Genomic DNA, 19007 nt, shown 5'->3' with positions numbered 1-19007 from the left:
CCCCCGGTCGCGGATCACATGTGGACCGGCGGCGGTGCGGGTCAGCGGTGCTCGGCGTCCCCGCGCAGGCGGAGCCGCAGCCGATGCGCCGCCGCGCCGAACGCGCCCGCGATCAGGACGCCACCGGCGACCAGGGCGGGCATCGAGTCGGTGAAGGACCCGCCCGCGCCGGCCCGCACCCCGTGCTCCACGGTCGCGCCGCCGCAGGACTTGCCCTGTGCGGCGGGCTCGGGGCAGGGCGGCTTCGTCGTGCAGGACGTGCCCCGCGCGGTGGTCTCGCCGTGCGGGGCGGCCGTTTCCGGGCACACCGGCTTCGTCCCGCCGCACCGCTCGCCGTGCTGGGTGGAGTGTGTGGGCTCGGGGCACGGTGGTGCGACGGCTCCGCCCCCCGCCTCCCCCTCCTCCGGCACGGTCATCGTCGTGCTCCAGGGATCGCCCTCGCCGGACTCCTCGGGGCAGGCGTCATCGACGGTCCACGCGTCCTCGGCGCCCTCCGCCTCCGGGTCGGACTCGAAGTCCTCGGCGGCGGCTATGCGCGCGGTGCCCTGGTAGGCGGTTCCGGACGTCGCCTCGTCGTCGCCCGTGGCCGGCGCGGACCCGCCGGTCGAGGCGCAGGAGACGGAGACGGTGCCGCCCGGGGTGACTGCGGCCGGGCTGACCTCCGCGGCGGGCTCACCGGTGCCGACGGGCGGCCGGGGAACACCGGGATCGGCCGAGACGGACCCCGCCGAAACGCCGAGGGCGGCACTGGCCAGGACGGCGGCGGACAGGGCGCGGGCGGTGCGGCGCATGGGGTGGGCTCCTTCGAGCGACGGCTGCGGGGGCACGGCACTCGCGCCCCCTCGGCCATCACAGCCCGCCCACCACGGGTCCGCGCGCCACCGTGCGCCGTTCGCGGGAACGGAACCCCCGAGCGGGTGAGAGCAAGGTTTCGGCGCACCCGCGGCCCGTTGCGGACCTCAGTGGCACGGCCCCCGCCGGGCGTGCCGTCCTTGCCCCCGCCGGAGCTTGGCCGGCCGCGGGCTCAGGCCGCCGGGTCCCGGAGTACCTGTTCCCGCACCCGGTTGCAGCACCGGCTGATCAGACGGGAGACGTGCATCTGGGAGATGCCGAGCTGTTCGGCGATGCGGCTCTGGGTCATGTCGTCGAAGAAGCGCATGTAAAGGATGGCGCGTTCCCGCTCGGGCAGGGCGGCGAGGCGGTCCTTGACGGCCTCGCGGTCGACGACGGTGTCGAGGGCCGGGTCGGTGGCCCCGAGGGCGTCACCGAGTGAGTAGCCGTCCTCGCTGCCGGGGAGCTCGGCGTCCAGGGACAGGGCCGTGAAGCTCTCCAGGGCTTCGAGCCCGACCCGGACGTCCTCCTCGCTCAGATCGGCGTGCTCGGCGATCTCGGTGACGGTGGGCCTGCGCCCCGAGATGGTCTGGGACAGGTCCTGGCCGGCGAAGCGCACGCGGTTGCGCAGGTCCTGGACCCGGCGCGGCACGTGCAGGGTCCACATGTGGTCGCGGAAGTGGCGCTTGATCTCGCCGGTGATCGTCGGCACGGCGTAGCTCTCGAAGGCGTTGCCGCGCTCGGGGTCGTACCGGTCGACGGCCTTGACCAGGCCGAGGGCCGCGACCTGGCGCAGGTCCTCGTAGCTCTCGCCGCGGCTGCGGAACCGTCCCGCGAGCCGTTCGGCCATGGGGAGCCAGGCCTCGACGATCCGGTCGCGGACCGCGTCGCGTTCCGGGCCGTCGGGAAGGGTGGTGAGTCGGCGGAAGGCGTCGGCGGTGTCGGGGGCGTCGTCGTGCGGGTGCTTCACGCTGGCGTGGATCGGCATGGTGCGTCGCAACTCCCTCGGAGCGCGGGGTCCTGTCGTCGCGCCGGGCGATGGCCCGGTCGGCGCGGCCGGGGCGAACGGCGCCAGGGGTTCGTAGAACCTCCGGAGCGCGGAGCGGCCGGCACCGGTACGACGACACGGCCCTTTGGGGTCGGGCGGTCACCGTGGGAGGGCGTCCGGCCCGGACGGACGCATCCGTGGCGGCGTCGCGCCGCTCCCACGGACGTGCCTCCTGTCCGAAGCACTGAATTTGCGCCTGCCCCCTGCCCCCCAGGGCAAACACCCGGATGTTTTCCGCGCGGACCCGGGGTCACCCGTACCGCTGCCGCCGACATCACCCCCATCGGCCCGGGAGGTCCGTTACATGAGCACCAAGGTGTCCGACCACGTCCTGCAGCGGCTGCGCGAATGGGGCGTCGAGCAGGTCTTCGGCTACCCGGGCGACGGGATCAACGGCCTGCTCGCCGCCTGGGGCCGGGCCGACAACCGGCCGCGGTTCGTGCAGTCCCGGCACGAGGAGATGTCCGCGTTCCAGGCGGTCGGGTACGCGAAGTTCAGCGGCCGTCTGGGCGTGTGCGCGGCGACCTCGGGGCCCGGCGCGATCCATCTGCTCAACGGGCTGTACGACGCCAAGCTCGACCACGTTCCGGTGCTGGCGATCGTCGGGCAGACCCACCGGACCGCGATGGGCGGCTCCTACCAGCAGGAAGTGGACCTGCACACGCTGTACAAGGACGTCGCCTCCGAGTTCGTGGAGACGGTGACGGTCCCGGAGCAGCTGCCGAACGTGCTGGACCGGGCGATCCGCACCGCGTACGCGCGTCGCTGTCCGACGGCGGTCATCATCCCCGGCGACGTGCAGGAGCTGGACTACTCGCCGCCCACGCACGAGTTCAAGATGGTGCCCTCCAGCCTGGACCGGGGCTCCTGGACGGCGGTCCCGTCCGACGAGTCCGTGCGGCGGGCGGCCGAGGTGCTCAACTCCGGTGACAAGGTGGCGATCCTGGTCGGTCAGGGCGCGGCCGGGGCCCGGCATCAGGTGGAGACGCTCGCGGAGATGCTCGGCGCGGGCGTGGCCAAGGCGCTGCTCGGCAAGGACGTGGTCAGCGACGAACTGCCGTACGTCACCGGCTCGATCGGTCTGCTCGGCACGCGCCCGTCGTACGAGCTGATGCGGGACTGCGACACCCTGCTGACCGTCGGGTCCTCGTTCCCGTACTCGCAGTTCCTGCCGGAGTTCGGCAAGGCGCGGGGCGTGCAGATCGACATCGACCCGCACATGATCGGGATGCGCTATCCGTACGAGGTGAACCTCGTCGGCGACGCGAAGGCGACCCTGGACCGGCTGATCCCGCTGATCGAGGGCGGCCGGGGGCGCGAGTGGCACGACACGGTGTGCGACAACGTGACGCGCTGGCGCGGGGTCATGGAGCGGCGGGCCGGGCTGGAGGCCGACCCGATCAACCCGGAGTACGTGGCCGCCGCCCTGGACCCGATGCTGCCCGACGACGCGATCGTCACCTCCGACTCCGGTTCGACGGCGAACTGGTACGCCCGGCACCTGACCATGCGGCCCGGCATGCGCGGCTCGCTGTCCGGCACGCTGGCCACCATGGGCTGCGGGGTGCCGTACGCGATCGGCGCGAAGTTCGCCCACCCGGACCGGCCCGTGATCGCCCTGGTCGGGGACGGCGCGATGCAGATGAACGGGCTGGCCGAGATGATCACGGCGGCGAAGTACCGCGACCTGTGGGAGGACCCGCGGCTGATCGTGGCCGTCTGGAACAACCGGGACCTCAATCAGGTCACCTGGGAGATGCGGGCCATGGAGGGCGCGCCGTCCTTCCTGCCCTCGCAGTCGCTCCCGGACGTGCGCTACGCCGACTTCGCCCGCTCGCTGGGCCTGACCGGGATCCGGGTGGAGAAGCCGGACGAGGTGGAGGCGGCCTGGCGGGCGGGCCTCGCGGCGGACGGCCCGGCGGTGCTCGAGTTCCTCACCGACCCCGCCGTGCCCCCGATCCCGCCGCACGCCACCTGGGAGCAGATGGAGGCGACGGCCGCCTCCATCCTCAAGGGCGACGCGGACCGGGGGTCCATGGTCAAGCAGGGGTTCAAGGCGAAGGTGCAGGAGTTTCTGCCGGGGCGGGAGAAGGGGTGACCGCAGTAGCGGCGGTCACGCCTTGCGCGGCTGGTTGAAGCGCAGCATGTTGCCGGAGGGGTCGCGGAAGGCGCAGTCGCGGACGCCGTAAGGCTGGTCGACCGGCTCCTGGAGGACCTCCGCACCCGCGGCCCGGACGCGTTCGAAGGTGGCGTCGACATCCTCGGTGGTGAAGATGACGCCGCGCAGCAGTCCCTTCGCCAGCAGCTCGGCCATGGCCTCCTTGTCGGCGGCGGAGGCGTTGGGGTCGGCGAGCGGGGGTTCGAGGACGATGTCCACGCCGGGCTGGGCCGGGGAGCCGACGGTCACCCAGCGCATGCCCTCGAACCCGACGTCGTTGCGGACCTCCAGTCCGAGTACGTCGCGGTAGAAGGCGAGCGCCTTGTCGTGGTCGTCGACGGCGATGAAGCACTGCGAGAGGTTGATGTCCATGCGTCTCACGCTACGGGCGGGGGCGTGGGCTTCGCTTCTCCGTTCCTGACCGGTCGCGTGTAGATCTTGGCGACGCAGGCCGGGATGTCGGCGCCGTCGGCGTGGTCGCGGGCCCGGTACGCGCTCGGGCTCTCACCGACCAGTTCGGTGAACCGCGAGCTGAACGACCCCAGCGAGGTACAGCCGACCTCGAAGCAGACTTCCGTCACGGACAGGTCGCCGCGCCGCAGCAGTGCCTTGGCCCGCTCGATCCGGCGTGTCATCAGGTAGTTGTACGGCGTCTCCCCGTAGGCGGCGCGGAAGCTGCGGGAGAAGTGGCCCGCCGACATGAGGGCGACGCGCGCCAGCGCCGGCACGTCGAGCGGCTCGGCGTACTCGCGGTCCATCAGGTCGCGGGCCCGGCGCAGCCGGACCAGGTCCTCCAAGGTCGTCACATCACCACGATCCCACGACGCCGGGGCTCCCGGTACCGGCGCCGTGGGAGCGTTCGCGGTCAGGCGCCGACGTACGCCGCGAGGTGCTCGCCGGTGAGGGTGGAGCGGTCGGCGACGAGGTCGGCCGGTGTGCCCTCGAAGACGATCCGGCCGCCGTCGTGGCCGGCTCCCGGACCGAGGTCGATGATCCAGTCGGCGTGTGCCATGACCGCCTGGTGGTGCTCGATGACGATGACCGACTTGCCGGCGTCCACGAGGCGGTCGAGCAGGCCGAGCAGTTGCTCGACGTCGGCGAGGTGCAGGCCGGTGGTGGGCTCGTCGAGTACGTAGACGCCGCCCTTGTCGCCCATGTGGGTGGCCAGCTTGAGCCGCTGCCGCTCCCCGCCGGACAGGGTGGTGAGCGGCTGGCCGAGGGTGAGGTAGCCGAGCCCGACGTCGGCGAGCCGGTCGAGGATCTTGTGCGCGGCCGGGGTGCGGGCCTCGCCGGCGCCGAAGAACTCCTCCGCCTGTGCCACCGACATCGCGAGCACCTCGCTGATGTCGCGGCCGCCGAGGCGGTACTCCAGCACCGAGGGCTGGAACCGCTTGCCCTCGCAGTCCTCGCAGGGCGTGGCGACGCCGGCCATCATCGCCAGGTCGGTGTAGATGACACCGGCGCCGTTGCAGGTGGGGCAGGCGCCCTCGGAGTTGGCGCTGAACAGGGCCGGCTTGACACCGTTGGCCTTGGCGAAGGCCTTGCGGATCGGGTCGAGCAGTCCCGTGTACGTGGCCGGGTTGCTCCGCCGGGAGCCCTTGATGGGGCTCTGGTCGACCGATACGACGTCGGCGCCCGCGCCGGCCGGGACCGAGCCGTGGATCAGGGAGCTCTTGCCGGAGCCCGCCACGCCGGTGACCACGCAGAGCACGCCGAGCGGGACGTCGACGTCGACGCCCTGGAGGTTGTGCGTCGTGGCGTCGCGGATCTCCAGCACCCCGGTGGGCTCGCGGACCGTCTCCTTGAGGGAGGCCCGGTCGTCGAGGTGGCGGCCGGTGACGGTGTCGCCGGCCCGCAGCCCCTCCACGGTGCCCTCGAAGCAGACGGTGCCGCCCGCCGTGCCGGCGCCGGGGCCGAGGTCGACGACGTGGTCGGCGATCGCTATGGTCTCCGGCTTGTGCTCCACGACGAGCACGGTGTTGCCCTTGTCCCGCAGCCGCAGCAGCAGGTCGTTCATGCGCTGGATGTCGTGCGGGTGGAGGCCGATGGTGGGCTCGTCGAAGACGTACGTGGTGTCGGTGAGGGACGAGCCGAGGTGGCGGATCATCTTGACGCGCTGCGCCTCGCCGCCCGACAGAGTGCCCGCCGGACGGTCGAGCGAGAGGTAGCCGAGGCCGATCTCCACGAACGAGTCGAGGGTGTCCCGCAGCGCGGTGAGCAGCGGCGCCACCGACGGGTCGTCGAGTCCGCGGACCCACTCGGCCAGGTCGCGGATCTCCATCGCGCAGGCGTCGGCGATGCTGATCTTCCCGATCCTCGACGACCGGGCACCCTCGCTGAGCCGGGTGCCGTCGCACTCGGGACAGGTGGTGAAGGTGACGGCCCGCTCCACGAACGCCCGGATGTGCGGCTGCATCGCCTCCTTGTCCTTGGACAGGAACGACTTCTGGATCTTCGGGATCAGTCCTTCGTAGGTGAGGTTGACGCCGCTGACCTTCACCTTGACCGGCTCGCCGTAGAGGAAGTCCCGCAGCTCCTTCTCGGTGTACTCGCGGATCGGCTTGTCCGGGTCCACGAAGCCGGACTGGGCGTAGACCTGCACGGTCCACTGGCTGTCCGACTTCCAGCCGGGGATCGTGAAGGCGCCCTCCGCGAGCGACTTGGAGTCGTCGTAGAGCTGGGAGAGGTCGATGTCGGAGACCTTGCCCCGGCCCTCGCAGTTCGTGCACATGCCGCCGGTGCGCTCGTACGTCGCCCTGACCGCCTTCTTGTTGCCGCGCTCGACGGTGATCGCGCCGCTCGCCCGGACGGAGGCGGTGTTGAAGGAGTAGGCGCTGGGCGGTCCGATGTGCGGGTCCCCGAGCCGGCTGAAGAGGATGCGCAGCATCGCGTTGACGTCGGTGGCGGTACCGACCGTGGAGCGGGGGTCGGCGCCCATCCGCTGCTGGTCCACGATGATCGCGGTGGTCAGGCCGTCGAGGACGTCGACCTCGGGTCGTGCCAGCGTCGGCATGAAGCCCTGTACGAAGGCGCTGTAGGTCTCGTTGATCAGCCGCTGCGACTCGGCGGCGATCGTGTTGAACACCAGTGAGCTCTTGCCCGAGCCGGAGACGCCGGTGAACACCGTCAGCCGGCGCTTGGGGATCTCGATGCTGACGTCCTTGAGATTGTTCTCGCGGGCCCCGTGTACCCGGATCAGGTCGTGGCTGTCCGCGACATGCGGCGCGGCCGCCTGCTGGTCCGTTCTCCTGGCGCTGCTCATCGGTGTCTCCATCTGTCGAGCGGGTCAGCAGGGTCACGCTAGACGGAGCACGGTGGGCCTCGCTTCTCGATTACTGATCCGCTCGCGCGGCCGCGTCGGCGTCGTCGGGCGGGGACGCGGTGTCGGGCAGCATCAGTTCCTCGTAGCGGCCGAGGGCCAGCACCACGCCGAGCATGAGGACCGGGATGAACACAGCGAGCAGCACCGCCATGATCCGTCCTTCCCGATGAGGGGTGGGCGTGGGGGGTGGTGGCGAGAGCCGGGTTCCCCGGGCCCGCCGGGCAAACCCGCGGTGCACGCGGAGGCACGCAGCGTGCCCGGGGAAATCGGACCGGACCCGTCCGGATGAATCCGTGTCGGCCCTCGGTGTCCGGGTACGCGGTCGGCACCCCTGAAGGACCTGGAGGGAGACATGCAGCGAGGCAGTGACCGGATGAGCGTCCACCGCGACGACGAGATGAAGCACGAACTGCAGGGTCTGCTCAGGTCCGGGCACCCCACCCGTACCGAGGAGTGGCACGACCCGGAACCTGCTGCCGAGGACGACCCGGACGTCACCTACGGACCGGTGACACCGGGCCGTGGACCGACGTATCTGGAGACCCTCCGGCTCGAACTGGCCCGGAACCTGACCCGGGGCGCCTTCCCCGCGAGCCCGCGGGAACTGACCCGGGCGCTGCGCCGCGGCCACGCCCCCGACGCCCTCGTCGAGGGACTGGAGCGGCTGCCGCACAAGGCGCGCTACGACAACGTCCAGGAACTGGCGGTGGCCCTGACCGAGAACGGCGGGTCCGGATCCACCGGGACGCAGGGCGCCTAGGGCGCCGGAAAGGGCGGGCCTTCAATGGCTCCTATGGCCGAGCACACGGCCGAGTACGTGCGGGACGTCATGACGCCGGGCGTGACCGCCGTCCGTCCGGACTCCTCCCTCGTCGAGGCGGCGCAGCTGATGCGCACGCAGAACATCGGTGACGTGGTGGTCGCGGACGGCCAGGACATCGTGGGCCTGCTCACCGACCGTGACATCGCGGTGCGGGCGGTGGCGGAGGGCCTCGACCCGATGGGGGTGGGCGTCCGTGCGGTCTGTACCCACGACCCGCTGACGGTCTCCCCGGACGACCCGGTCGCGGACGTGGTCGCGCTGATGCGCGAGCACGCCGTACGCCGGCTGCCGGTCGTGGAGGACGGGCTGCCGGTCGGGATGGTGAGCCTCGGCGATCTGGCCGAGACCCGGGACCCCTCGTCGGCGCTCGCCGACATCAGCCGCGCGGAACCGGACGCCCGGGACGGCGGCTGAGACACGCCGCGCCTCCCCCGCGGCCGAACGACTCACGCGCGCCGGGCGGTGCCCCCGGCCGACGCGCCAGGAAAGGAATCCGAATCACATGCGCATCGCGTTTCTGAGCGCGCCCGAGGGCGTGGAGCAGGTGGAGCTGACCGAGCCGTGGCAGGCGGCGAAGGACGCGGGTCACGAGCCCGTGCTCGTCTCCACTCAGCCGGGTGAGGTCCAGGGCTTCAACCACCTCGACAAGGCGGACACGTTCCCGGTGGACGAGGCGGTGGGCGACACGTCGGCCGACTCGTTCGGCGGGCTGGTCCTGCCCGGCGGCGTGGCCAACCCGGACTTCCTGCGGATGGACGAGAAGGCCGTGGCGTTCGTCAGGGACTTCTTCGAGCAGGGCCGGCCGGTGGCCGCCATCTGCCACGCCCCGTGGACACTCGTCGAGGCCGACGTCGTACGCGGCCGGGTCGTGACCTCGTGGCCCAGTCTGCAGACCGACCTGCGCAATGCCGGAGCCACCTGGGTCGACGAACAGGTGAAGGTCTGCGACCACGGCGACAACGTGCTGATCACCAGCCGCAAGCCGGACGACCTCAAGGCGTTCTGCGAGACCTTCCTCGCGGAGTTCGCCAAGGCGGGCGGCTGAGGAACGAGGCGCGGGCCTCTCGCCGGGCCCGGCTCGCCGGTGCGCCCCGATCGCGCCGGAGGGCCGGGCCCCCGCGTGTCCGGGCCCCCGCGTGTCCGGGCGGCGCGGTCAGCCGCCGGGAGTGGTGCCCTCCCCGCAGCCCCGTTCCCGGGCGCCCTCGCGGGTGCGGCCCGCGGCGACCGGGCGCCGGGGGTTGCGGCGCAGCCACTCGCCCTCCAGCTGCGCCATGCGGTCGTTGTGGGCCCGCAGCGCGTCGTTCGACCCGTACAGCAGGGTGTCGTGGCGCGTGCGGTGGATGGTCTCCAGCTCCTTCATGAGCTGTTGGTCGTCCAGGCGGCCCGGGTCCACGCCGCCGGTCGTGGTGTCGTCACGCGTGTCGTGTTCGTTCATGCGGTCCGGGTACCCGCCCCCGGAGCACTACCACCCCCGAGCGGCACCCGGGAGGGAGCCATGGATCTCGCGTTTCTGCACCCCCTCTACGAACATCAGGGGCCCTGGGCCTCCGTGTACGTCGATCTCTCCCGGCACACGGAGGACACCCCTCACGAACGTGAGCTGACGGCCGCCGCGGTGGCCCGGGAGCTGGCGGAACAGGGCGCGGACGACGCGACCTGCCGGGCCGTGAAGGAGGCGGTGGAGGGGTTGCGCCACGCCACCGACCCGCACGGGCGGGCCCTGTTCGCGTGCGCCGGGCGGGTGGTCCTCGATCCGCCGCTGGCCCGGCCCCCGTACGGCGGCACCACCGCCGACTGGGCGCCGCTGCCGCACGTGGCACCACTGCTGGACCTGGCCGGCGAGGACCCGGTGTGCGTGGTGGCGTACGTCGACCGCAAGGGCGCCGACTTCGAGCTGCGCAGCGCGCTGGGCAGCTCGGACGCGGGCGGCGTGACCGGCCGGCAGTGGCCGGTGCACCGCACGAGCAGCATCGACTGGTCGGAGCGCCACTTCCAGCTGCGGGTGGAGAACACCTGGGAGCACAACGCGGCGGAGATCGCGGACGCGCTCGCCGTGTGCCAGGAGGAGACGGGCGCGGACCTGCTGATCCTCGTGGGTGACGACCGGGAACGGCGGTCCGTGCACGAGCGGCTGCCCAAGCGGCTGCAGGACCGGGTCGCCGAGGCCTCGCGCGGCGCCGGCAGCAGGCTGCTGGACGACGAGGTGGAGGGGCTGCGCGACGACCACGTCCGCTCACGCGCGCGTGTGGACCTGGACCGTTTCCTCGCCGCCCGGACACCGGACGGCGAGGGCCGGGCCGGTGCCGCGGAGGGCGTGCCCGCGCTGGTCGAGGCGGCCCGGGAGCACCGCATCGACGAGCTGCTGGTCATCCCGGACGCCCCCGACACCCACCGCGAGGTGTGGATCGGCGAGGACGCCGACCAGCTGGCGGTGCGCCGTACGGAGCTGAAGACGCTCGGCGAGCAGAACTCCTGGTCGGCCCGCGCGGACGACGCCCTGCTGCGCTCGGCGGTGATGACCGGCGCGCCGGCGATCTCGATGGCCCCGGCCCTGCCGTCCGAGGCCGCTCAGAAGGCTCCGGTGGGCGGCCTGGGGGCGCTGCTGCGCTGGAAGTGACCTCCGCGTGGGCGTCAGCGGGCCCGCTCCACCCGCCGTTCGTCCCAGACCGGCTCCGGCGTCTCGCGGACGCGTCCGTCGCTGCCGAAGACGAGGTACCGGTCGAAGGAGCGGGCGAACCAGCGGTCGTGGGTGACCGCGAGGACCGTGCCCTCGAAGCCCTCCAGGCCCTCCTGGAGGGCTTCGGCCGATTCCAGGTCGAGGTTGTCGGTCGGCTCGTCGAGCAGCAGGGCGGTGACGCCCTGGAGTTCCAGCAGGAGGATCTGGAAGCGGGCCTGCTGGCCGCCGGAGAGGCGGTCGAAGGTCTGCTCGGCCTGCTGGGTCAGCTCGTAGCGGCGCAGCCTGGACATGGCGGCGCCCCGGTCCTGGGCGTGTTCGGTCCACAGGATGTCCAGGAGAGTGCGGCCCAGCAGTTCCGGGTGGGCGTGGGTCTGCGCGAAGTGTCCGGGCACCACGCGCGCCCCGAGCTTCCAGTTCCCGGTGTGTGCCACCTCGTCGCCGGCGAGCAGCCGCAGGAAGTGCGACTTGCCGGAGCCGTTGGAGCCGAGGACGGCGACCCGTTCGCCGTAGAAGACCTCCAGGTCGAAGGGTTTCATCAGGCCGGTGAGTTCCAGCTGCTCGCAGGTGACGGCGCGGACGCCGGTGCGGCCGCCCTTCAGGCGCATCCGGATGTCCTGCTCGCGCGGCGGCTCGGGCGGCGGGCCGGCCTCCTCGAACTTGCGCAGCCGGGTCTGGGCGGCGGCGTAACGGGAGGCCATGTCGTGGCTGACCGCGGCGGCCTGACGCAGTGTCAGGACCAGTTTCCTCAGCTGCGCGTGCTTCTCGTCCCAGCGGCGGCGCAGCTCCTCGAAGCGGGCGAAGCGCTCGCGCCGGGCCTCGTGGAAGGTGGCGAAGCCGCCGCCGTGCACCCAGGCGTCGGCGCCCGCGGGGCCGGGCTCCAGGGAGACGATCTTCTGGGCGGCGCGGGCCAGCAGTTCCCGGTCGTGGGAGACGAAGAGCACCGTCTTGCGGGTCTCCTTCAGCCGCTCCTCCAGCCAGCGCTTGCCGGGCACGTCGAGGTAGTTGTCCGGCTCGTCGAGCAGCAGCACCTCGTCGGTGCCGCGCAGCAGCGCCTCCAGCACCAGCCGCTTCTGCTCACCGCCGGACAAGGTGCTCACCCGCCGCCACTGGGCCTTGTCGTACGGCACCCCCAGCGCGGCCGTGGTGCAGATGTCCCACAGGGTCTCGGCCTCGTACCCCTGGGCCTCGGCCCAGTCGGCGAGCGCCTGCGCGTAGCGCATCTGGGCGGCCTCGTCGTCGACCGTCAGGATCCCGTGCTCGGCGGCGTCGACGGCGCGCGCGGCCTCGCGGATGCGGGGCGACGCCACGGACACGAGCAGGTCGCGTACGGTCGTCTCGTCCCGGACGGAGCCCACGAACTGGCGCATCACCCCGAGGCCGCCACCGACGGTGACGGTCCCGCCGTGCGGCTTCAGCTCCCCGGACAGCAGGCGGAGCAAGGTGGTCTTGCCCGCCCCGTTGGGTCCGACGAGGGCCACGACGGCCCCCTCCCCCACCCGGAAGGACGCGTCGCCGAGCAGCGCCCTCCCGTCGGGGAGGTAGTACTCCAGGTGCGCGGCTTCGAGATGACCCATGGGACCGGATTCTGCGGCTCCGGGCACGCCCCGGGCAAACCGTTTTCCCCACCGCGGCCGGGGCTGCGGTAGGTGGGGCGCGCCACCCGCAGGAAACGCGTTCCGCAGGGTAGGCGGGAGGCATGAGCCCCGACGTAGACCTCACCGCCCCGACGCCCGGACCGCATCCGCTCCGCAACGGTTTCCTGCGGCTGGACCAGCGTGTGTTCGAGGCCGTCGCCGCCCGTACCTGGCCCGGCGCCGCCCCCTTGCTGCCCCGCCTCAGCCGCAGCGCCAACCACGGTGTGCTGTGGTTCGCGGCGGGCGCCGCACTCGCCGCGACCCGCACGCCGAGGGCCCGCCGAGCCGCCGCCCGGGGCCTCGCCTCGCTGAGCCTGGCCTCGCTGGCGATCAACACCCTCGGCAAGCGGTCGGTCCGCCGCCCCCGTCCCGTCCTCGACCCGGTGCCGCTGGTGCGGCAGCTGAAGCGGCAGCCGGTCACGACGTCGTTCCCCTCCGGGCACGCCGCGTCGGCCGCCGCGTTCGCGACCGGCGTCGCGCTGGAGTCCCCGGCGTGGGGGGCGGCGGTGGCCCCGGTGGCCGCCGCGGTCGCCCTCTCCCGGGTCTACACCGGCGTCCACTACCCGAGTGACGTGCTGGCAGGGGCAGCCCTCGGGGCGGGGGCCGCGTTCGCCGTACGGGGCATGGTGCCGACGCGCGCGCAGCTCACCCCGCCGGCCCGGCCGCGCGCCGACGTGCCGGCGCTGCCCGGCGGCGAGGGTCTCGTCATGGTGGCCAACATCGGCTCGGGCACCTCGGACCGGGTGCGGGCGCTGTGCGACGCGCTGCCCGACGCGGAGGTGGTGGAGTGCGAGCCGGAGGACGTCCGGGCGGAGCTGGAGAAGGCGGCGGAACACGCCCGGGTGCTCGGTGTGTGCGGCGGCGACGGCACCGTGAACGCCGCAGCCGAGATCGCGGTGCGCCACGGACTGCCGCTCGCGGTGCTGCCCGGCGGCACGCTCAACCACTTCGCCTACGACCTCGGCGTGGAGGACGTACGGGATCTGTGCCGGGCGCTGGAGCGGGGCGAGGGCGTGCGCGTGGACGTGGGCCGGTTCGCCTCCGGCGGGCGGCGTGGCATCTTCCTGAACACCTTCAGCCTCGGCGTGTACCCGGAACTGGTGCGCGAGCGGGAGCGCTGGTCTCCCCGGATCGGCGGCTGGCCGGCGGGGGTGGTGGCGGCCGTGCGGGTGCTGCGCGCCGACCGGCATCCGCTGGAGGCCGAGGTACGGGGTCGCCGGCGCCCGCTGTGGATGCTGTTCGCGGGCAACGGCACGTACCACCGCAGGGGCATCGCCTCCGGCCGCCGCCTCGACCTGGCGGACGGGCAGCTGGACGTGCGGGTGGTGCACGGTGGGCGCCGGCCGGCCCTGCGGCTGCTGTCCGCGGCCCTGGCCGGTCCGCTGACCCGCTCCCCCGCCCACGCGGCGGTGCAGGTGAGCCGGCTGCGCCTGTCCGGGGTCGCGCCGGGCACGCTGATGGCCTTCGACGGCGAACTGACGGAGACGGAGGGCGATCTGACGCTCGAGAAGCTGCCCGAGGCGCTCACGGTGTACCGACCGCTGCCCGGCGAGGGACTCCTTTCCTGACGCCGCTGCCGACTGCCGCTGCCGACTGCCGCTGCCGACTGCCGCTACTGACGCACCATCAGTCCATATAGCAAAACGCGGGTCTCATCATTCGGCCGGTGCGCGTACGGTGATCACATCGTCGGGAGAGGGGACCCACCACCATGCCGAAGCCGCAGGAGACCGCCGTCTACACGCACGGACACCACGAGTCCGTACTGCGCTCGCACACCTGGCGCACCGCCGCCAACTCCGCCGCCTACCTGCTCGGCTCGCTGAAGCCCCACATGCGAGTCCTGGACATCGGCTGCGGTCCGGGCACCATCACCGCGGACCTGGCGGAACTGGTCCCGGACGGACACGTCACCGGCGTGGACCGGGCGCCGGGGATCGTCGAGCGGGCCCGGGCCACGGCAGCCGAACGCGGGCTCGCCAACACCGACTTCGCGGTGGCGGACGCGCACGCGCTGGACTATCCGGACGACACGTTCTGCGTCGTCCACGCCCACCAGGTCCTCCAGCACGTGGGCGACCCGGTGCAGGCCCTGCGCGAGATGAGGCGGGTCGCGCGGCCGAACGGGATCATCGCCGTCCGCGACTCGGACTACGGCGCCATGACCTGGTACCCCGCGTCCCCGGGCATGGACGACTGGCTGGACCTGTACCGCCGGGTGGCCCGCGCCAACGGCGGCGAGCCGGACGCCGGACGCCGTCTGAGGGCCTGGGCGCTCGAGGCGGGGTTCACGGACATCACGGCGACCTCCGCCACCTGGACCTTCGCCACACCCGAGGAGCGCCAGTGGTGGAGCGGCCTGTGGGCGGACCGCACCGTGGCGTCGGCGTACGCCGAGCTTGCCACCGAGGGTGGCCATGCGACGAGGGAGCAGCTGCGGGCCGTCTCGGCCGCCTGGCGGGAGTGGGGCGAGCGGCCGGAGAGCTGGTTCAGCGTCCTGCACGGGGAGATTCTGTGCCGAAAGGAAGCCTGACGGGCGCCTGATCCGTGAAATTCGGGAAACCAGTACGACAGGAGGTTCACATTATGGTTCCACTTCTGATCGTGCTGCTTCTCGCAATCGTTCTTTTCGGCGCCGGATTCGCCGTGAAGATTCTCTGGTGGATTGCCTTGGCAGTCCTGGTCCTGTGGCTGCTGGGCTTCCTGGCCCGCGGGACGAAGGCCGGCGGCGGCAGGAGCCGCTGGTACAGGTGGTGAACCGATGAACTACAGGTGATGAGGCTGCTGCCCCGGGAGGTTCACTCCCGGGGCAGCAGCGGTCCCAGCGGCCCGAGGTCCAGGTTCAGGTCCTCGGGCCGCAGGCCGTAGCGGTCGCGCAGTTCGGTCATACGGTCGTCGAGGAGCATCAGGGTGAGCCCGATCCGCTCCTCCTGCTCCTCGCTCAGGTCGCCCTCGTCGACGCGGCGCAGTGCCTGGCGCTCCATGAGCTGGCGCAGCAGCTCGACGACGGTCAGCACCAGTTTGATCAGATCGCGCTCGACCGTGTCGGGCTCGAGGTCGAGGCGCTTTCGGGGCTCAGGATGTTCACTCACGTCAATCCCCGAACGGCGACGGGACATTGTGGTTGACCGAGCTGATCAGCGCGTTCAGGTCGATGCGGACCAGGTCGACGTCCGCGATGCGCAGCGTGACGTCACCGGTGATGACGACTCCGCCGGCCAGCAGCCGGTCCAGGAGGTCGACCAGGGCGATCTCACGGCGTTCGACGACGGTCATGATCCCTCCCCCGCGCTCTCCCCGCCGGCGGTCCCTTCTTCACCGGCGAAGGAATAGGCCGCCCACGGTCCGGTCAGTTCCACGCGAATTCCGGGGGCGTCGTCCTTCGTCCGGTCCACCATTTCCACGAATTCCTCGGACACGTCGCGCCGTACCAAATAGGCGGCGTTGAGGACGTTCCGTCCGGCGGCACCGGAAAGGCTGGGGTTCTGCGGCGCGTGCAGCCGCGCGTCGTCGGCCCGGGAGGACAGCGTCCCGTGCAGTCGGGTCGCGAACTCCTCGGCCCTGCTCCACAGGTCGTCGTTGGCCCGTGTCTGCTTGCGCCGCTGCCGCAGGTAGTCCCGGCCCGAGGCGGGCTTCGGGGCGGGCTGTGCCGACTCGGCGGCCCGCTCGGGCTCCGCCTCGACGTACACCTTGACGCCCCATTCCACGCGCCCGTCCAGCCGGTCGAGCGTGCGCCGGAAGGCCTCCTCGCGCTCCTCCATCATCACGCGTACGCCGCTGTCGTCCCGGAAGACGGTGGCCAGCCGGAGCGGCAGCGGGGTGGTGACGGCGGTGAGCGCGTCGATGACCTGCTGGTGGGCGCGGGCGGTCCCGGCGAGCCAGTCCAGATCCTCCAGGTGGGCGCGCAGCGCTTCCTCGGAGAAGTCGCCCTCCGGCACGTGGCTGACCACGGCGACCAGGTCGCCGTGGGCCAGCAGCCTGGGCGGGTCGCCCGCGACGCCGGTCAGCTGGGACTGGAGGGCCGCGCCGAAGGGGCGGCATACGGCGTAGACGTACCGCAGTCCGGTCACGGCGCCTCCCTCGGTACGCGGCCCGGATCCAGTTCGCGCAGGCGTTCGCGCAGCTCGGCGTTCTCCCGGGTCAGTTCGTCGCGCCGGGCGCGCGAGGAGAGCGCGGGGTCGCTCTCCCACCAGTCGATGCCCATTTCCTTGGCCTTGTCGACGGACGCGACGACGAGCCGCAGCTTGATGGTGAGCAGCTCTATGTCGAGCAGGTTGATCCGGATGTCGCCCGCGATGACGACTCCCTTGTCGAGCACCCGCTCCAGGATGTCGGCGAGATTGGCGCTCTGTCCCTGGCCATAGGGATCGGGCAGCCGGCTGGGTGTGGTCATCGACGGCTCCCGCTGTCGGCGTCCTCGTACTCGTCACGGGACGCGTACTCGTCCTCGCCGGCTTCCTTGTCCTCCTCGTACTCGCCCTCGGGCTCCTCTTCGTACTGCTCCTCGGGTTCGCCCTCGGGCTCTTCCTCGTACTCGGCGTCCGCTTCGCCCTCCTCCTCGGCGTACGGCGCTTCCTCCTCGCCCTCGTACGCCTCTTCGGCCTCTTCTTCCCCCTCGGGCTCCTGCTCCTGCTCCTGCTCCGCCTCCTGTTCCTCCGCGAGGGCGTCCTCGTGGCTGCGGACGACCTCGCCGTCGCGGATCTCGCCGCGCCAGCCGTCGTCCGCCTCGCCCTTGAGGGTGATGTGGCGGACGTAGTTCTTCAGGTCGAGGCGGGCCCGGCGGCCCTGGGCGCGCCAGATGTTGCCGGTCTTCTCGAAGAGGCCCTTGGGGTAGTACTCGATGACGAGGATCACGCGGGTGAGACTGTCGGCGAGCTTGTGGAAGCTGACGACGCCCTTCGTGGTGCCCTTGGCGCCCTCCGACGTCCAGGTGATCCGGTCGTCGGGCACCTGCTCGGTGGTCTTCGCCTTCCAGCTGCGGTTGGACCAGAAGACCTTCAGCTGCCAGTCGGACGAGGTGTCGTCGGCGCGGTTCGCGCTCTTGACGCCCTTGGCGAAGGTGCTGAAGTCCTGGTACTGGGTCCACTGGTCGTAGGCCGTGCGCAGCGGTACGCCGACGTCGACGTACTCGATGATGACGGTCGGCTTCTGGCCGCCGCCGCCCTTCTTCCTGCCCTTTCCGCCGCCGAGGTCCTTGAACGCGCCGACCACGTTGTCCTTCACCTTGCCGGCCCCGACCTCGAACGCGGTCCGCATGGGGCCCTTGCCCTCGGCGAGCTTGCGTCCGCCGTCGAGCGCGAGCTTGGCGAATCCGGGGCTGTTGCCCTCGGCGATGTCGTTCAGCTTGCCGGTGGTCTCGCCGAGCTTGGTGCCGACGCCGGTCAGCAGCCGCGTGACCTGGGCGGCGAGGTACTCCTGCACCTCCGCCTTGAGGCGGTCGGCCGCCTCGCTCCGGGCCACGTCGGCGATCGGGTTCTTCTTCGCGGCCTTGCCCGCCGTGGACGCCGCGGAACCGAGCGTGTCGGTCATCGCTCACCACCATCCTTCGACTGGCGGCTGCCGGCACCGCGGGCGGCGCTCCTGGCGCCGGCCGTCTTCTTGCCGGCCGTCTTCTTGGCGGGTTGCGCCCGCTTCGCCGCGGCCTTCTTCGCGGGTGCCTTGGCTGCCTTCTGCGCGGGCGCGGGCGCCTTCCTGGCCGCCTTGCGCGGCTCGGACGGTGCCTTCCTGGCCGCCGGCTCGCGCCGCGGTTCGCGCCGCCGCTCGGGCTCTTCCTCGCGCTCCTCGTCGGGCTGCTCGTCCGCCGGCTCGTCCTCGTAGCGGTCGTCGTCGTACTCCGCGCGCTCCTCCGAGTCCTCCGAGGCCTCGGAGTCGCGGGAGTCGTCCGGTTCCTCCGAGGCCTCGGAGGAACCGGAGCCGCCGCCGGGCGCCTGGGACGCCACGCCGGAGAGCTGGTCGCGCACCTGGGCGGTGCGACCGTGCAGCCGGTCGGCGAGCGCGTCGATCTGCCGCTCGACCATGGCGCCCGAGGCCGCCTTGCCCACGCCCTGGAGGTCGGTGCGCAGCTGGTCCCCTATCTCCTTGAACTGCGGGTTGTTCTGCAGCTGGGTGGAGACGAGCTCGGCGATGCCCTTCGGCGTCAGGTTCATCTTCTTGCCGGCCACCATGGTGCCCACGGCGACGGCGAGTTTCAGTTTCTTCGTGCGTCCCAGCAGATATCCGGCCCCTACCGCGAGGCCCAGTCCCACTCGATTCATGGTGCCGTACCGTTGCCCAATCCCGCGCTCGTGCGCGAAGCGATCTCCAGCCGGTCCAGAAGCTCGTCCTCCTGTCGGTCGAACTCCTCCTCGGTGATCTCACCGGCCTCCAACTGCTCCTCCAGACGGGCTAGTTCGGCCCTGACCGTGGCCGGGTCGTAGTAGATCCGCTCGGCCTCGTTCAACACCTGTCTGATGGCCCAGGCACTGCCGCGCACCGGGGCGAACGGCAGCAGCAGAACCTCCGAGACCAGACCCAC

Annotated in this window: 23 protein-coding genes; 8 read left to right on the top strand and 15 right to left on the bottom strand. The window is 72.1% G+C overall.

The window, feature by feature from the left end; genetic code table 11:
* Positions 1–41: 41 nt before the first annotated feature.
* Positions 42–791: a hypothetical protein gene (locus ACFW48_RS16270; RefSeq protein ID WP_386315126.1), complete on the bottom strand. Its 750-nt coding sequence runs from the start codon at positions 789–791 to the stop codon at positions 42–44.
* Between the two features lie 233 nt (positions 792–1024).
* A complete protein-coding gene (locus tag ACFW48_RS16265) occupies positions 1025–1819 on the bottom strand; it encodes an RNA polymerase sigma factor SigF (RefSeq protein WP_386315124.1) in 795 nt (264 codons plus the stop codon).
* A 364-nt stretch (positions 1820–2183) separates the two neighbouring features.
* On the opposite strand from ACFW48_RS16265, the gene ACFW48_RS16260 reads away from it, so the two are divergent.
* Entirely contained in the window at positions 2184–3977 is a 1794-nt protein-coding gene (locus tag ACFW48_RS16260; protein ID WP_386315122.1) for a thiamine pyrophosphate-requiring protein, read from the top strand.
* Between the two features lie 15 nt (positions 3978–3992).
* Here the strand turns inward: ACFW48_RS16260 and ACFW48_RS16255 are convergent, their stop codons facing one another.
* The 4 genes from ACFW48_RS16255 to ACFW48_RS16240 all read right to left on the bottom strand — a co-directional run bounded on the left by ACFW48_RS16255 (position 3993) and on the right by ACFW48_RS16240 (position 7510).
* Positions 3993–4409, bottom strand: a complete 417-nt coding sequence (locus tag ACFW48_RS16255) for a VOC family protein (protein WP_386315119.1) — start codon at positions 4407–4409, stop codon at positions 3993–3995.
* A gap of 5 nt (positions 4410–4414) precedes the next feature.
* Positions 4415–4843, bottom strand: a complete 429-nt coding sequence (locus ACFW48_RS16250; RefSeq protein WP_310870112.1) for a helix-turn-helix transcriptional regulator — start codon at positions 4841–4843, stop codon at positions 4415–4417.
* A 59-nt stretch (positions 4844–4902) separates the two neighbouring features.
* Entirely contained in the window at positions 4903–7299 is a 2397-nt protein-coding gene (locus tag ACFW48_RS16245; RefSeq protein ID WP_386315115.1) for an ATP-binding cassette domain-containing protein, read from the bottom strand.
* Positions 7300–7369: 70 nt separating this feature from the next.
* The gene (locus tag ACFW48_RS16240) at positions 7370–7510 is read right to left on the bottom strand and encodes a hypothetical protein (protein ID WP_386315112.1); all 141 of its coding nucleotides are present in this window, start codon (positions 7508–7510) and stop codon (positions 7370–7372) included.
* A 201-nt stretch (positions 7511–7711) separates the two neighbouring features.
* Here ACFW48_RS16240 and ACFW48_RS16235 point away from each other — a divergent pair, with 201 nt between their 5' ends.
* From ACFW48_RS16235 to ACFW48_RS16225, 3 genes are all read left to right on the top strand, one after another.
* Positions 7712–8119 (top strand): DUF2795 domain-containing protein, encoded by a 408-nt coding sequence (locus ACFW48_RS16235; RefSeq protein ID WP_386315109.1) that lies wholly within the window; start codon positions 7712–7714, stop codon positions 8117–8119.
* Between the two features lie 33 nt (positions 8120–8152).
* Positions 8153–8596, top strand: coding sequence for a CBS domain-containing protein (locus ACFW48_RS16230; protein WP_386315107.1), 444 nt, complete (start codon positions 8153–8155; stop codon positions 8594–8596).
* Positions 8597–8684: 88 nt separating this feature from the next.
* Entirely contained in the window at positions 8685–9227 is a 543-nt protein-coding gene (locus ACFW48_RS16225; RefSeq protein ID WP_386315104.1) for a type 1 glutamine amidotransferase domain-containing protein, read from the top strand.
* 108 nt (positions 9228–9335) lie between these two features.
* On the opposite strand, the gene ACFW48_RS16220 is transcribed toward ACFW48_RS16225, so the two are convergent.
* Complete coding sequence (locus ACFW48_RS16220) at positions 9336–9617, bottom strand: DUF6158 family protein (RefSeq protein WP_310870115.1); 282 nt, start codon at positions 9615–9617, stop codon at positions 9336–9338.
* Positions 9618–9677: 60 nt separating this feature from the next.
* Here ACFW48_RS16220 and ACFW48_RS16215 point away from each other — a divergent pair, with 60 nt between their 5' ends.
* The gene (locus ACFW48_RS16215; RefSeq protein WP_386315101.1) at positions 9678–10799 is read left to right on the top strand and encodes a Vms1/Ankzf1 family peptidyl-tRNA hydrolase; all 1122 of its coding nucleotides are present in this window, start codon (positions 9678–9680) and stop codon (positions 10797–10799) included.
* A gap of 14 nt (positions 10800–10813) precedes the next feature.
* On the opposite strand, the gene ACFW48_RS16210 is transcribed toward ACFW48_RS16215, so the two are convergent.
* Complete coding sequence (locus ACFW48_RS16210; RefSeq protein ID WP_386315098.1) at positions 10814–12433, bottom strand: ATP-binding cassette domain-containing protein; 1620 nt, start codon at positions 12431–12433, stop codon at positions 10814–10816.
* A gap of 122 nt (positions 12434–12555) precedes the next feature.
* On the opposite strand from ACFW48_RS16210, the gene ACFW48_RS16205 reads away from it, so the two are divergent.
* From ACFW48_RS16205 to ACFW48_RS16195, 3 genes are all read left to right on the top strand, one after another.
* On the top strand, positions 12556–14061 hold the full coding sequence (locus tag ACFW48_RS16205) for a bifunctional phosphatase PAP2/diacylglycerol kinase family protein (protein ID WP_386315095.1): 1506 nt from the start codon (positions 12556–12558) through the stop codon (positions 14059–14061).
* Between the two features lie 143 nt (positions 14062–14204).
* The gene (locus tag ACFW48_RS16200; protein WP_386315093.1) at positions 14205–15026 is read left to right on the top strand and encodes a class I SAM-dependent methyltransferase; all 822 of its coding nucleotides are present in this window, start codon (positions 14205–14207) and stop codon (positions 15024–15026) included.
* A gap of 53 nt (positions 15027–15079) precedes the next feature.
* Positions 15080–15250 (top strand): hydrophobic protein, encoded by a 171-nt coding sequence (locus ACFW48_RS16195; protein ID WP_386315090.1) that lies wholly within the window; start codon positions 15080–15082, stop codon positions 15248–15250.
* Positions 15251–15291: 41 nt separating this feature from the next.
* Here the strand turns inward: ACFW48_RS16195 and ACFW48_RS16190 are convergent, their stop codons facing one another.
* Genes ACFW48_RS16190 through ACFW48_RS16160 form a run of 7 tightly spaced genes read right to left on the bottom strand, consistent with a single transcriptional unit; the run spans position 15292 to position 19007 of the window.
* On the bottom strand, positions 15292–15612 hold the full coding sequence (locus ACFW48_RS16190) for a gas vesicle protein K (protein WP_386315088.1): 321 nt from the start codon (positions 15610–15612) through the stop codon (positions 15292–15294).
* Entirely contained in the window at positions 15587–15769 is a 183-nt protein-coding gene (locus ACFW48_RS16185; RefSeq protein ID WP_121750043.1) for a gas vesicle protein, read from the bottom strand. The genes ACFW48_RS16190 and ACFW48_RS16185 overlap by 26 nt, the downstream gene beginning before the upstream one ends.
* Positions 15766–16563 (bottom strand): GvpL/GvpF family gas vesicle protein, encoded by a 798-nt coding sequence (locus tag ACFW48_RS16180; RefSeq protein WP_386315084.1) that lies wholly within the window; start codon positions 16561–16563, stop codon positions 15766–15768. The genes ACFW48_RS16185 and ACFW48_RS16180 overlap by 4 nt, the downstream gene beginning before the upstream one ends.
* Positions 16560–16886, bottom strand: a complete 327-nt coding sequence (locus ACFW48_RS16175; protein ID WP_055419336.1) for a gas vesicle protein — start codon at positions 16884–16886, stop codon at positions 16560–16562. The genes ACFW48_RS16180 and ACFW48_RS16175 overlap by 4 nt, the downstream gene beginning before the upstream one ends.
* Positions 16883–18022, bottom strand: coding sequence for an SRPBCC family protein (locus tag ACFW48_RS16170; RefSeq protein ID WP_386315081.1), 1140 nt, complete (start codon positions 18020–18022; stop codon positions 16883–16885). The genes ACFW48_RS16175 and ACFW48_RS16170 overlap by 4 nt, the downstream gene beginning before the upstream one ends.
* Complete coding sequence (locus ACFW48_RS16165; RefSeq protein WP_386315078.1) at positions 18019–18747, bottom strand: DNA primase; 729 nt, start codon at positions 18745–18747, stop codon at positions 18019–18021. Before ACFW48_RS16165 ends, ACFW48_RS16170 begins: the two co-directional genes overlap by 4 nt.
* Positions 18744–19007 (bottom strand): gas vesicle protein GvpG, encoded by a 264-nt coding sequence (locus ACFW48_RS16160; RefSeq protein ID WP_386315076.1) that lies wholly within the window; start codon positions 19005–19007, stop codon positions 18744–18746. The genes ACFW48_RS16165 and ACFW48_RS16160 overlap by 4 nt, the downstream gene beginning before the upstream one ends.

It is taken from the genome of Streptomyces sp. NPDC058812 (genome assembly GCF_042744565.1).
Classification (GTDB): Bacteria; Actinomycetota; Actinomycetes; order Streptomycetales; family Streptomycetaceae; genus Streptomyces; species Streptomyces thinghirensis.
This window is presented reverse-complemented; position numbering and strand designations above follow the sequence as displayed.

What these genes read in the sequence shown, in the direction of transcription:
- ACFW48_RS16225 (WP_386315104.1), top strand. Translation starts at nt 8,685, where the DNA reads ATGCGCATCGCGTTTCTGAGCGCGCCCGAGGGCGTGGAGCAGGTGGAG.
- ACFW48_RS16170 (WP_386315081.1), bottom strand. Translation starts at nt 18,022, where the DNA reads ATGACCGACACGCTCGGTTCCGCGGCGTCCACGGCGGGCAAGGCCGCG.
- ACFW48_RS16255 (WP_386315119.1), bottom strand. Translation starts at nt 4,409, where the DNA reads ATGGACATCAACCTCTCGCAGTGCTTCATCGCCGTCGACGACCACGAC.
- ACFW48_RS16265 (WP_386315124.1), bottom strand. Translation starts at nt 1,819, where the DNA reads ATGCCGATCCACGCCAGCGTGAAGCACCCGCACGACGACGCCCCCGAC.
- ACFW48_RS16230 (WP_386315107.1), top strand. Translation starts at nt 8,153, where the DNA reads ATGGCCGAGCACACGGCCGAGTACGTGCGGGACGTCATGACGCCGGGC.
- ACFW48_RS16245 (WP_386315115.1), bottom strand. Translation starts at nt 7,299, where the DNA reads ATGAGCAGCGCCAGGAGAACGGACCAGCAGGCGGCCGCGCCGCATGTC.
- ACFW48_RS16205 (WP_386315095.1), top strand. Translation starts at nt 12,556, where the DNA reads ATGAGCCCCGACGTAGACCTCACCGCCCCGACGCCCGGACCGCATCCG.
- ACFW48_RS16165 (WP_386315078.1), bottom strand. Translation starts at nt 18,747, where the DNA reads ATGAATCGAGTGGGACTGGGCCTCGCGGTAGGGGCCGGATATCTGCTG.
- ACFW48_RS16200 (WP_386315093.1), top strand. Translation starts at nt 14,205, where the DNA reads ATGCCGAAGCCGCAGGAGACCGCCGTCTACACGCACGGACACCACGAG.
- ACFW48_RS16195 (WP_386315090.1), top strand. Translation starts at nt 15,080, where the DNA reads ATGGTTCCACTTCTGATCGTGCTGCTTCTCGCAATCGTTCTTTTCGGC.
- ACFW48_RS16185 (WP_121750043.1), bottom strand. Translation starts at nt 15,769, where the DNA reads ATGACCGTCGTCGAACGCCGTGAGATCGCCCTGGTCGACCTCCTGGAC.
- ACFW48_RS16240 (WP_386315112.1), bottom strand. Translation starts at nt 7,510, where the DNA reads ATGGCGGTGCTGCTCGCTGTGTTCATCCCGGTCCTCATGCTCGGCGTG.
- ACFW48_RS16175 (WP_055419336.1), bottom strand. Translation starts at nt 16,886, where the DNA reads ATGACCACACCCAGCCGGCTGCCCGATCCCTATGGCCAGGGACAGAGC.
- ACFW48_RS16190 (WP_386315088.1), bottom strand. Translation starts at nt 15,612, where the DNA reads ATGTCCCGTCGCCGTTCGGGGATTGACGTGAGTGAACATCCTGAGCCC.
- ACFW48_RS16215 (WP_386315101.1), top strand. Translation starts at nt 9,678, where the DNA reads ATGGATCTCGCGTTTCTGCACCCCCTCTACGAACATCAGGGGCCCTGG.
- ACFW48_RS16235 (WP_386315109.1), top strand. Translation starts at nt 7,712, where the DNA reads ATGCAGCGAGGCAGTGACCGGATGAGCGTCCACCGCGACGACGAGATG.
- ACFW48_RS16210 (WP_386315098.1), bottom strand. Translation starts at nt 12,433, where the DNA reads ATGGGTCATCTCGAAGCCGCGCACCTGGAGTACTACCTCCCCGACGGG.
- ACFW48_RS16220 (WP_310870115.1), bottom strand. Translation starts at nt 9,617, where the DNA reads ATGAACGAACACGACACGCGTGACGACACCACGACCGGCGGCGTGGAC.
- ACFW48_RS16260 (WP_386315122.1), top strand. Translation starts at nt 2,184, where the DNA reads ATGAGCACCAAGGTGTCCGACCACGTCCTGCAGCGGCTGCGCGAATGG.
- ACFW48_RS16270 (WP_386315126.1), bottom strand. Translation starts at nt 791, where the DNA reads ATGCGCCGCACCGCCCGCGCCCTGTCCGCCGCCGTCCTGGCCAGTGCC.